Source organism: Bdellovibrionales bacterium (assembly GCA_016714165.1).
In the GTDB taxonomy this organism is placed as follows: Bacteria; Bdellovibrionota; Bdellovibrionia; order Bdellovibrionales; family UBA1609; genus JADJVA01.
The window spans coordinates 604,247-616,100 of sequence record JADJNU010000001.1 but is presented as its reverse complement, the minus strand read 5'-3'; the positions used below and the strand labels follow the sequence as shown (position 1 = coordinate 616,100).

Genomic DNA, 11,854 nt, shown 5'->3' with positions numbered 1-11,854 from the left:
TGCGAGTGAAAAATGTCAGGTATAAAAGAATTGCCACCTTTATTGATAGCTTGCGATCACGCAGGCTACAGGCTTAAATGCCACCTGATAAAGGCATTTTCCCAGATCGAATGGATTGATTTGGGTGCCTTTGACGAAAGCCGCGTGGACTACCCCGACTATGCATCAAGTCTTTGTGAAAGGCTTTTCAAGCTGCCTCAGTCAAAGGGGGTTTTGGTTTGTGGCTCAGGACAAGGGATGTCCATGAGGGCTAATAAATACTCGCACATCCGGGCGGCACTCGTTTGGTCTGAGGCCACAGTTAAACTCGCTCGTGAACATAATGACGCGAACGTCATCTGCTTGGGCGCCCGATTGATCGAGCCTGCTCTCGCAGAGGACTTACTGAAATTCTTTTTGATTACACCATTTGAAGGCGGACGACACACAGATCGAGTGAAGAAAATCTGTCAGCCCATAAAATTTAAATAAATAAGTAGAACCACAAGGGAGAGTCCATGTCTGAATTGAATGAATCAGATCCTCAGATCGCAGCAATTATTGCAGCAGAGATGCATCGTCAGCAGAATGGCCTGGAGATGATTGCAAGTGAGAACTACACATCTCGGGCAGTAATGGAGGCTCAAGGTTCTTGCCTAACCAACAAGTATGCCGAAGGTTATCCTGGAAAGCGGTATTATGGGGGGTGTGAAGAAGTCGATAGATCTGAGCAGCTGGCAATAGATCGAGCGAAACAGCTTTTTGGTTGTGAGCACGCAAACGTTCAGCCTCATTCTGGATCTCAGGCAAATATGGCCGTTTTTTTGGCAGCCGCTCAGGCTGGAGATACCATATTGGGCATGGACCTATCCCATGGGGGGCACCTCACGCACGGATGTCCCGTCAATTTCAGCGGTTTTCTTTTCAAGGCCACTCATTATGGGCTCGATTCAAAAACAGAGCTTCTAGATTACAATGAAATTCGCGACATCGCAAAAAGATGCCGACCCACCTTGCTTATTGCCGGATACAGCGCTTACCCAAGAATCTTGGATTTTTCTAAGTTCCAGGAGATCGCGAGAGAAGTTGGAGCAAAACTCTTAGTTGATATGGCTCATTTCGCTGGATTGGTGGCCGGAGGAGTTCACCCCTCCCCTATTCCCTATGCCGATTACACGACAACAACAACGCACAAAACCCTTCGTGGGCCAAGGGGAGGAATGATACTTTGTAGCGAGGAAAATTCAAAAAGTATCAATAGTAAAATTTTTCCGGGCATTCAAGGTGGGCCTCTAGAACACGTTATCGCGGCTAAAGCTGTGGCTTTTGGCGAAGCACTGAAGCCTGAATTCAAGTTCTACTGTGAAAGCGTTGTTGCAAATGCAAAAATTCTCGCTGAAACGCTTATGAATCGTGGTTTTAAGCTGGTCACAAATGGGACTGAAAATCATCTGATGCTCATCGATCTTTCCAGTAAAAATGTGACGGGAAAAGATGCAGAAAAACTTCTTGGTCAAGCCGGAATAACTGTCAACAAAAACACGGTTCCAAATGAGAAACGCTCACCTTTTGTTACCAGTGGAATTCGAATTGGCACTCCCGCCCTCACGACCCGGGGAATGAAAACAGAAGAGATGAAATCAGTAGGAGGATGGATTGCAGACGTCCTGGACCATCCAACTAACGAATCAGTCACTGCAAAAGTCCGAAACCAAATTCTTGAACTGTGTCAGCGATTTCCGATATACTGAATCCGTGTGTAATCCTGTTAGGTTGTTGTCATTTTTAATCCTCCCGCTACTGCTCGTTTCGTGTTCCTCATTTGAGGGTCCGGGGGAGTTGACTTCAACAGGGTCGACATCGGTTGGGGATGTGCAACCTTACGATCTCCTCTTGCCTGAATTCCAAGCTCCTTATCTCAGACCCGGACCTCGGAATGGGGGTGGCCCTTTTTTTAGTGAAACTTTTGTGTTGGACTGGCCGGTTAATTCCGCAAAGCTCACTCAGAAGTTCCGGCCTCCCTCAAATCTCAGTCATCAAGGAATTGATTTGTCCGGGAGTTTGAATACTCCCATACTGGCGGCTCACAATGGAATTGTGGTTTACGCGGGCAGTGGATTTAAGGGCTATGGCAAATTGATCATTATCGAATTTAGCAATGAGTGGGCCACGCTTTATGGTCACCTCAATCGCTTTCAAGTTAAAACTGGAGATTGGGTTGCAAAAGGGCAAACAATCGGAAAAATGGGACGAACAGGACGGGTTTCGGGCGTTCATTTGCACTTTGAATTGATCCATCGAAAACAGCCGATAGACCCACTTTCCCTCCTTCGATGGCAAGGCGAAGTCGCGGCACGGTTCTCAGATCGAACAACATTTACAAGCAGCCTTTAGTCAAATATTTGGATAGAAGTGTAGAGTCTACCTACATCGAAGACTAAAGTTATTATAAAATCCTGCATTAATTTTCCTACCAAATTTGGTTGGCGGGACCTACATTTTCACCTCCCTCGTCAATTCATCATTTCTTTAGAAGGAGCATCTTCGTGTTTACCCAACTTAGGATTTTTGTTCTTTTGAGCGTATTCTGCTTAGCTCTTCATGGCCATGCCATGGAGAAGATTTCTCGGAAATGCAGGACTGAGTTAACAAGACTGAGAGAAGCGAGAGAGCAAAACGACTCTCTCCGGAGGAGGGTTTTTAAATTACCCAACGGGCTTGTGACAATTTTATTTTCTGACCCCAAAACAAGCATGTCAGCTGTGGCCCTTGCCGTAGGCAGTGGAAGCATGCAGGACCCCCAGGGGCGCCCTGGTAGCTTCCATTTTCTGGAGCACATGGTCTTCATCAATTCAAATGAGTATCCCGAAGTAGACGGATACTCGAGATTTGTTCAGGGCAATGGTGGAACCTACAATGGCATGACGGGAATCAACTACACTGTCTATCCAGCTGATATTAAGCCAGACAAGTTTCCTGAGGCATTGGCTCGCCTGAGCGCCTTCTTTCGCGATCCAAAGTTATCCGAACAATACATCGATAAAGAGCTCAATGCTGTTGATCAAGAATATCATAATAACAGAAGCAAAGACTCAAGAAGACTGTGGCATATCATGCAAAAGCTAATTGGGCGGGATCATCCCCTCGGACGCGTCTTTCAGGGAAATTCCCAGACCTTGGCTGATGTTCGCATGACTGATCTTCGTGAACTCTTTGATACTCATTATGTGTCTGGTAATTTGAAACTTGTTCTGGCGGGTCCTCAAACATTGGATGAACTGGAGGCCTTAGCGATTCAGCATTTTGGTCCCTTGCCCAAAAGAAGGTTCCAGCAGTCTCTCTTGCCGCCTCTTAAGCTCAATTCGCCCGGCATTATTCCAGTCGCACGAGTCAAGAGTCTGACGGATAGAATACTCAGTCTTTCTTTTCGACTGCCTCACGATGGCACTGAGATTACCTCTTTGAACTCCCAGATCTTAGGAGATGCTATTAGAAGGCTCACACCTGGAGGCTTTGCCCATCATTTAATCCAGAATGGCTTGATAGAGTCGGTATTCGTCTCGAATGAACTCCTCGCGGAGTCTGGAGATCTTTTTGAAATTGAGTTTAAACTTTCTCCAGATGGAGTCGGCCGATGGAAAGAGATTGTCGCCACGACCCAAGGTTTTTTGCTACAGCTCAGTCGGCAATCTCTACCAGAAGAATTTATCGCAAGTTCGAAGGAGATTGATACTTTTGATTTTGTGCATGATCGGAGTGTGCTGAATTTTGACTTTGCCCTTCAGCAAGCAACTCTCGCCCTTTCTGTCCCGCCTGAATACACCTTAGAAACGGGACATATTCCCGTTAATCCTTCGGCTCGAAAGATCCAAGCAAGAGTCAGGCAAATGCTCGACCCGAGCCGCTGGGCCATTGTGATATCAGACCCTGGTTTCACTGGTGATCTCAAATCTGATCATTACGACATCGAACATTCTCTCTCGGATTTACCGATCGACTCTCTGTTGCTGGCAGACGCCAAGCCAACAAATTTTGTCCTTCCAGGGAAAAACCCTTTCTTTTCAAATGATCGAACTCCGCTCAAGGTGACGACGGCTCCTAGCAACGAATTGAGGGCAGGATCAAACCTCATTTATCGTCCTGAAGATAGTTTCGAGCAGGCCAAGGTGGGTTTAAGAATTGAAGTTATCACTCCACCGCCACAGAACGCCAAAGAAGTTGGCCTGTTGTTTCTGTCGAAACTACTCCTGTCTGAATCTCTGTCGGCAAATACCCAAATGGCATGGAAAGCAGGTATCAAGGCAGGCTCCTCCACGCCTATTCTTGTTCCCATGGCCGCAAATCGAATGGACTTTACCGCATTTGGCCCTCGGGCATCTGTCCCGCTTGTTCTCAAGGCAATGGGTGATGCCATCAGACAACTGGATGTAACCGCCATTCGATTTTCTGTACGCAAAGAAAACTATTTACATAGGCTTGCGAATTTTGATCTTCAAGAGGCGAGCGACCAGGCCCGCTTTGAATGGTACTTGCAAGTCTTCTATGGTTTGACCACTGAGCAATTGACCTCGGCTATGCGTGAAATTACTTTTGAGGAGGTTGTCGCTCAAACAAGGGAATGGATGAAAACTTCTCACGCAAATGTTTTGGCTCACGGAGAACTCTCATCAGACGAAGCCAGGACATGGAGTCAGGATTTTTTACAGAATTCCTTGATTGCGCAGTCCTCTTCGGCCGCACCGAAGCTCGTGAAAATTCCCGTTCTTAGTGCTGGTCACACACAGCGCATGACATCCACCCGACGAGGAGGTGGTGGTGTCGTGCGTCTGGAAGCTGAACTCGGAGGGACTCAAGAAATTGAGAAATGGGCTGCAGCAAAAATATTTATGACTTTTATTGGTCCCGCTTTTTTCAAGGAACTACGGACTGAGCAAGAGTGGGGCTACTCTGTCGGCGCAGCGCAGAAGTCCACGGCCCAAGGACTTTCTCTTCTTTTTTCGATACAAAGCACGAAAAATCTAGATGCTGTCGAAGCAGCTATGACAAGCTGGATAAATGACCACGCTATACAGGATTTTAGTCAAATCTCTTCAGGTGATTTCGAGGACTTTCGCAATGCCATAATATACCAGCTCGAACGCCCGCTTTCTTCCATTGAAGAAAGTATGGGAAGACACAGTTATTGGTTTGACCTCGACCTGCCTGATACGGCGAGAGACAGTATGTTAGCAAGCTTGAAATCGCTGACGAAAGAAAGAGTGATTGAACTCATGAGCCAAGTGTTGAAAGACAAAGTCAATGGATGGAGGATATTCCGAATTGACCACAAACTGGAAGTGGGATTGGAATAAAGAGGAATTGCGATAGCTTCCTTGATTGATGTCATAAATATTAAGGTGTGTCCTCAATTTGACTAACCACGTTTAGCCCTTAGGTCGGATTTATAAAAATCTTTTGATTTTTTATCTTTGACCAACGGGCAAGAAAGAGAAGCTTTGGAACGACGGTGGCTGGATTAATTTCAAGAGTTTAGCCACCTTTGTTTGTGAGACTCATGAGTTGAGAAGTTCAAAGATCCGTGGTCTACTATTTTTGTAAGTATTCGAACCAGACCCCAATCAATTTTAGCATATAAGGCCATTAGTCGGTTAATAGATCAAGAAGCTCAATTCCCAAGAACACAATAGACCCAGGTAAATTTTGTGATAGAATGAGGTTGTGAGATTAGTTGTTGCATCTGTCTGTTTAATACTTATAAGTTGCGCCCACCCTCCTCATACTGCAAAGAGAGATCCAAATTCAATTCTAAGTTGTGCACAGCTTTTTTCTAAAATGGAAAATGAGGCCACATTTTACAAAACACATGAAGAGTTGAGAGATCCTGTTTATGGTTTTCACATTCACCTGAAGGGTCATCCATTAAAAACAAAAAAGAACATTACCTTTAAAGGAGAGCCAGTAGTTCTTTTTCACTATCTAGGCTCTGGTACCACCGGGCGAATTTACCTTGGAAGCTATAGAAATGGAATTGCTCTTTTTAAGATTTATAAACTCTCAGGTGAGAGTGCTAGACGTATGATGGAAAGAGAAGTTTTTGTATCCTCCTTTCTTGCCCACAAGGGACTCCGTGTCGCCGAGATAGTTGATTATTCACCGGCAGAAGGGATCGTTATCAAAAGATACCATCCAGGCATTGAACGAGACGAATTACATAGGGAGGTCGGGAAGCCCATTCAAGCAGAACGTCAGTTCCAGGACCTTGTTAGTGCAGTTCGCAGAATTGAAACTGATACTATATTTCAGAAGGAAATGGATCAAAGAAACTTTGAAAGAGTTTTTGATATCACTGCCGTGGAACCACAACTTGATAACGGGAATGTCATCTTCAGTCTTGGTAGTTGGGTTATAGTGGATCCGTAGACCGAAAAACGGGCGTTTGTATCGACAATACTTGGTAGCAAAATGAACAATTCTTCCCCTTCCTCCTCCTGTTTTTTCAGCTTTCTCATTTTGAGAACGTCCATTTATCTAACAAACGACTTGTTTCTAATCAGAATTTAGGTCCCTACAATATGAAGCTTCATGTCATTTCAATTAGTTACAAAGATAACTTCCACACGAATCGGGAACGGTTATTGCCCTAGATAGATGTGAGTGGGGTGTAGAAAATGAAGTTCAGTATAGTTCAAGGTAAAACTGTTTCTGGTGGACCAGAGTTTTTAAGATGTGCCTTTCTGGCAGCTGGCTTTATTTTTTTCTTTTGCTTTTCTTCATTTTTTGCTCTTGGCGGAGAAATCTATTTCTACTCCGAAGGAGTTTGCTACAAGTCTAGTGGTCGGCCCTCATCAGGCCCTGAAGCTTGTGGCTTTTTGTTGAGCAAGGCCGACCGATATGAGTGGGACATCATAGAAGATCAATGCAAGAAAATAGACGTCTATGTTTCCAAACTGAATTCCGAATGGGAGCTTCGCAGACCTCGAAAAAAGGAAAGATATTCTTTGAGAGATTGTGGTTATAACTATAGCAACGATCACGAAGGATCTTCATATAATTCAATCAGTGGCCCATGCAAAAAAAATATCCTACTCGTATCTCATTATGGCTTGGAAGATCGAATCCTACCCAATCGATCCCCAGCAAATAATCGAGACTGCGAACAAAACAGAGATCTGATAAAACACAGACAACCTATAGTTCAGAATTCCTCAGCTCGAAGACCTTCTTTGTCAGCCTCTGTTAGATTGACAGGACAACAAGCGTCAGCTGGAGTGAAAAGTCGTCGCAAATAGACCGCACAAAGTCCCGCACACGCACCGTATACTCCCCCTATCGAACCCACCACCAAATACACTAATACAAAATGGGGCAAACCAAGAAGAAGGGACAATCTGTGACTTGTCGCCAGGGCATTATTAATATCAAAGTAGTGGGCTGCAATGACCCAGGCAGTAAACACACTGGCAAAAGATCCAATTAGTGTCTTGCGAGAAGAATTGGCAAGCCAACCGAAAGCAAAACAAATAGGTCCACAAAACCACCAAGGAAGAAATATTCCAACAATCATGATTAAAATGACGAGAAAATAAATCAAGTCCTCTCCTTTTTTGGTAGAAAGATAAGAGTTTGACGAAAATCTCCTGCGAAATCTTCTATTTTGTGAAAAAATTTAAATGGCCTCAAATGACCTTGAGACCAAGCTTTTACAAAGCGTTGATAATCGGGATCAAAGGGATTTCCAGTTACTCCGCCGGGAAATGTTCCCGAACCTTTTGGCTGAGGTTCAAAGCTGACAACCATTCTCCAGGTCGGACCATGGTGGCCTTTGTTCGAATTGACGGCGTATTGACTGCCGCCCATAGGAATACTTTCAGTGGCGCCAAAGCCAGGAATGCGACTCAAATGATCTATCTTAGTGGGTCTCACCTTGCCCCACTCCCAATTTCGAAAATCATTTCCGAACTGACCTCTCAATTCCTCAACTGCGTTTTTCAAAGCGATCTGAAGAAGCCGAGAAAGGTCCTCATGCTCCAAAGTCAGCAAATTATCAACCCAACGACGGTCTGGATGTTGATCGTTACCGAGAATGTTCTCCAGTAACTTCAATGTTCGATCTCGCGATGGATAGAGTTTTGTCTTCGCAAAACCAAAATCATCTTCCCAAAGCAAAGTTTCAAAATGTTTCCACCAAAAAGAGAAAAGAGACGCTTGGACCGATTCGGCACGGTCAAGAAAATCCCACTCCTTGAGTTTTGAATACAATTCAGATCCCAGTTCCTCCTGGACCTTTCCGTCTCCGGAAAGAGTCAGCATGAAAGGGAGAGCCATTTTTGCATGAGAATTCATGACATCATTTTGGAGTTGAATCATATCGAACACATCGAGATTCGTTTTCAATGATAAGAAATCGACAATTCGTTTCCCACGAAATGCTTCTGGGTAACTCCATCCCAAGTAACTGGATTCAGATCCCGAGACGGGACGCTGATTCGCCGAATGAACAAAGCCTGATGTTGGATTGATCTCTTGAGGGGCCTCTTCGGAGGATAGCCAGCCCTGCCAGTTTTCCTGAGAAATCCGTCCGTTAAGAATAAACTTACCCTGGCCATATTGACGCTTTGGCAGGCGTCCATTGTGTCTAATACTGATATTGTTAGCGTCCGCACAGATAAAATTTTGAGCCGGGGATCTAAAATCGACAAGCGAACTCAGGCATTGCTGAAAATTCTGAGACCGATTGAGATTCAGAAGTGCCTTAAGTTCGTTGCTCGACTCTTGTGCGACCCATCTAAGGGCCAGTCCAATCTTCCCTTCTCTGTGCACCACGGGACCTAAATGCGTCCAGAGAATATCAAGCTTAACTTTTTCTTCCTTACCGCCCTTCGCTGTGATGTATTCAGAAGTAATAAGTGGATGAACCCATTGGCCGTCGAGCAGATAGTCTTCACTTGTTTCGTCGCGAAACTCAATTTCGTACCAATCCATCACGTCGGTAGAGGCATTTGTTGTCGCCCAAGCAATTTTTTCGTTGTATCCAATAACGATACCTGGAGCACCAGGTATCGTCACTCCATACACAGATATACCAGGCGAACTAAGTTGCATCTCATACCAAATCGACGGCAAGCTATAAGACAAATGCGTATCGTTGGCGAGCAAAGTATATCCGGACTTCGTTTTGGATCCACTGACAGCCCAGTTGTTGCTGCCGTTTCCTGGAACTGGCTGGAAGGAATCAGGAAAATTTTTGAGAGAGGTCACAAATACTTTATCCTTTGGCCCAGAAGTATGAAGGTCTTCTTTCGTTTTCGTTTTCGTTTTCGTTTTCGTTTTCGCTTTTGCGAAAGGAATCTCCAAAGAAAGATGTTCTGGAAATAGATTTTCGACGTCATCGCTGCCATATTTCTGCAAATATCTCGTCAGAACCAAATCGTCACTGTAACCCGAAAGACGAAAAGCCATGAGCTTCAGCAGCGCTGATATTTGCCTTGATGTCCACAGCCGCGGTCTTGTCCTCGTCAGATAATATTCAATCGGATATTCATCCTCCGAAAGAGACTTAATGTAGGCATTTACTCCTTCCACGTAAGCATGGGATGGTTGGCGGGTGACTTCATCATTGTTCAATTCCTTTTCAGCAGCGGCGATGACCTGTCTCACCCCCAACCGAACAAAATATTCGTCTATGCTTTTAGCTTTCTCACCTATTAACTCAGACAATGAACCGTCAGCGACTCTTGACTGAAAATCCATCTGCCAGAGACGATCTTTTGCCGTTATGTACCCTTGAACCCAATAGAGGTCTTCATTGCATTTAGCCAAAATATGAGGAATGCCATCCGTGTCATAGACAACCCGGACTTCATCACGAAGAGCCGCGTCTTTGATAGTTATTGCTTTAAATTTTTGACTTTCTGCCCGCCAGACTCCTTGAAAAGGGAAGATCCTTCGCATTAGCGGAGGAATTGGCCCGATACCGAGGTGGCCAACAACCGTCAATCCAAGCACCAAAATAAAATAAAAAGTTGCCCAAACCCCTGCTTTGAGTCGCACCGACCTACCCCCAATAAAAAACTGAAGCGATTTCATCGGCCTATTTGGAAGGATTCCCCTTCCCTTGTGCTACAGTGTCTTCCAGCTTTTTAAGCTCGGCTTTAATGTCCTCAGGCATGGATGTTGAGCCGGGAAATCTCCATTCAAGATAGGTCCGGTATTCTCCCAAACACCGAGGCGCCCAGATAGATCGCGGAGCCAAACGAACACACTCCTTGAGATATAAGTCTCCAAGAAGGGCAAAAGAAGATTGACTAAGAATTCTTTCGGTTTTCCCGAGATAAAACAATGTTTCGGCCTTTTCATCAGAGTTTTTCGCTTTGATGAAGTCTTCGTAAAGAAGTCCCGAAGACCTCAACAGATTTACAAGGTAGGGCTGAGAATCCGAAGGACCTCGATAGCCCTCCATCTCGGAGAGAACTTTGACGGCAAAGGAAGTCCGTCTTTTTCGATTCCAATCGGAGCCTTTGTCTGACTTTTCCTGTTTCGCCCATTCTGCAAAAGACTTCTGCCACATCTCCACTTCGCGTCGATTAACTATCGGTAATTTCTTGTTCTTCAAATCTTCACCAAAATTGACAACTGCAAGTGAAGGATTTCTCCAAACTCTTGCAAAAACCAAAAGTTTTCGAAGGTAAACACCGCGGATATCTTGAGGCAGCAAGACGGTGTCGGGAAATGACCGAAGAAGATGATCGTAAATATTCATGCTATATTCATATCGTCGCGTAATAAAATAAAAGTCTGCAGTGACGAGGGCATTGGTTGCATCTTGGGCCTTAATATCCTGCTTCCAATCCAGTTGAGGATCTCCTTCTTGAGGCATCCGAGTGTGACAGCTAAAGCAAAATTCCGTCGATTGACGCACCCCATGATAAGCTCTCTCAAGCTCCCCTAAATCGAGCAAGCTTCGCGTATCCCTCAAGTGCTGCAGAAACAGTCCAACCGTTGCGGCTTGATCTTCTCCAGTAAAACCGGGATTATTTTTTATTTTTGTCAATCGAGACAAAAATATGTCTAAGGCGGATCGCACTGACTCCTGATTTTCTTTGGATTTAAAAGTGTCCAGCGATTTTATGATCGGCCGTATCTCAATGATCTTTTTATAGAAGTCATGCATGACCGAACGCAGATCCTGATCGACAGTGCCTTTTTTCCCCTCGTCCTTTGGTGAATGGAACTTGTCTGCAATATTTGAAGGAAGACTCGTCCCCGCATCCTTGGCAAGCATATCTGTAAAACAGAGGAAAGTACTCAGAATGATAAAAGGCAATTTTAAGTTCATATAGCTAATTTCTGATGATGTGTGAGATAGTCTTCTATATTCATAATCCGAAAATTATCTTCAGGGTCTGATAAGAGTTGGCAGAGAACATACAGAGCATCTGTCCTTGTAAAAATACCGCGAACTCCGCCCTTTGATCCCCTTACGAGCACACACCCATATTTATTTTTTGCCATTTCATTGACCACTTCCTTCAGAGTAGATCCGGAAGAAACGATATAAGGACTTTCGCTCATGGCCTCCCGGACACTGATCTTGTTGGTTCCCTTGATGGAAATTGATCGGTAAATATCCCTTTCGCTGAGGACGCCCACAATATCATCTCCAACGACCACGGGCAGGTGTCTCATGCCCCAGCCACGCATGATTTCATGAGCATCAACAATTCCCACGTCTGGCGAAACAGTTACAGGGTGTGCCACCATTGAATCGCCTATGTGATGAGTGCGTTTCATTGTTTGCCTCCATTTTATTTGAAAAATTCAAGCGGTGAAAAAACCTGATCTCACTATCTCAATAGCAAGTATGATCTGATAAATG

9 protein-coding genes are annotated in these 11,854 nt (G+C 44.7%); 5 read left to right on the top strand and 4 right to left on the bottom strand.

The window, feature by feature from the left end:
* Positions 1 to 12: 12 nt before the first annotated feature.
* From IPJ71_02735 to IPJ71_02715, 5 genes are all read left to right on the top strand, one after another.
* Positions 13 to 471: an RpiB/LacA/LacB family sugar-phosphate isomerase gene (locus IPJ71_02735; protein ID MBK7842601.1), complete on the top strand. Its 459-nt coding sequence runs from the start codon at positions 13 to 15 to the stop codon at positions 469 to 471.
* A gap of 26 nt (positions 472 to 497) precedes the next feature.
* Positions 498 to 1,730, top strand: a complete 1,233-nt coding sequence (locus IPJ71_02730) for a serine hydroxymethyltransferase (GenBank protein MBK7842600.1) — start codon at positions 498 to 500, stop codon at positions 1,728 to 1,730.
* Positions 1,731 to 1,755: 25 nt separating this feature from the next.
* A complete protein-coding gene (locus IPJ71_02725) occupies positions 1,756 to 2,373 on the top strand; it encodes a M23 family metallopeptidase (GenBank protein MBK7842599.1) in 618 nt (205 codons plus the stop codon).
* Between the two features lie 152 nt (positions 2,374 to 2,525).
* Positions 2,526 to 5,330 carry an insulinase family protein gene (locus tag IPJ71_02720; protein ID MBK7842598.1) on the top strand — a complete coding sequence of 935 codons (2,805 nt, stop codon included), beginning with the start codon at positions 2,526 to 2,528 and terminating at the stop codon, positions 5,328 to 5,330.
* Positions 5,331 to 5,811: 481 nt separating this feature from the next.
* Positions 5,812 to 6,399, top strand: coding sequence for a hypothetical protein (locus IPJ71_02715; protein ID MBK7842597.1), 588 nt, complete (start codon positions 5,812 to 5,814; stop codon positions 6,397 to 6,399).
* Between the two features lie 775 nt (positions 6,400 to 7,174).
* On the opposite strand, the gene IPJ71_02710 is transcribed toward IPJ71_02715, so the two are convergent.
* Genes IPJ71_02710 through IPJ71_02695 form a run of 4 tightly spaced genes read right to left on the bottom strand, consistent with a single transcriptional unit; the run spans position 7,175 to position 11,769 of the window.
* Positions 7,175 to 7,570 (bottom strand): hypothetical protein, encoded by a 396-nt coding sequence (locus IPJ71_02710; GenBank protein ID MBK7842596.1) that lies wholly within the window; start codon positions 7,568 to 7,570, stop codon positions 7,175 to 7,177.
* A complete protein-coding gene (locus IPJ71_02705; GenBank protein ID MBK7842595.1) occupies positions 7,567 to 10,065 on the bottom strand; it encodes a penicillin acylase family protein in 2,499 nt (832 codons plus the stop codon). Before IPJ71_02705 ends, IPJ71_02710 begins: the two co-directional genes overlap by 4 nt.
* Before the next feature lie 4 nt (positions 10,066 to 10,069).
* Positions 10,070 to 11,314 (bottom strand): hypothetical protein, encoded by a 1,245-nt coding sequence (locus IPJ71_02700; GenBank protein ID MBK7842594.1) that lies wholly within the window; start codon positions 11,312 to 11,314, stop codon positions 10,070 to 10,072.
* Entirely contained in the window at positions 11,311 to 11,769 is a 459-nt protein-coding gene (locus tag IPJ71_02695; protein MBK7842593.1) for a CBS domain-containing protein, read from the bottom strand. The genes IPJ71_02700 and IPJ71_02695 overlap by 4 nt, the downstream gene beginning before the upstream one ends.
* Between the last annotated feature and the right edge of the window lie 85 nt (positions 11,770 to 11,854).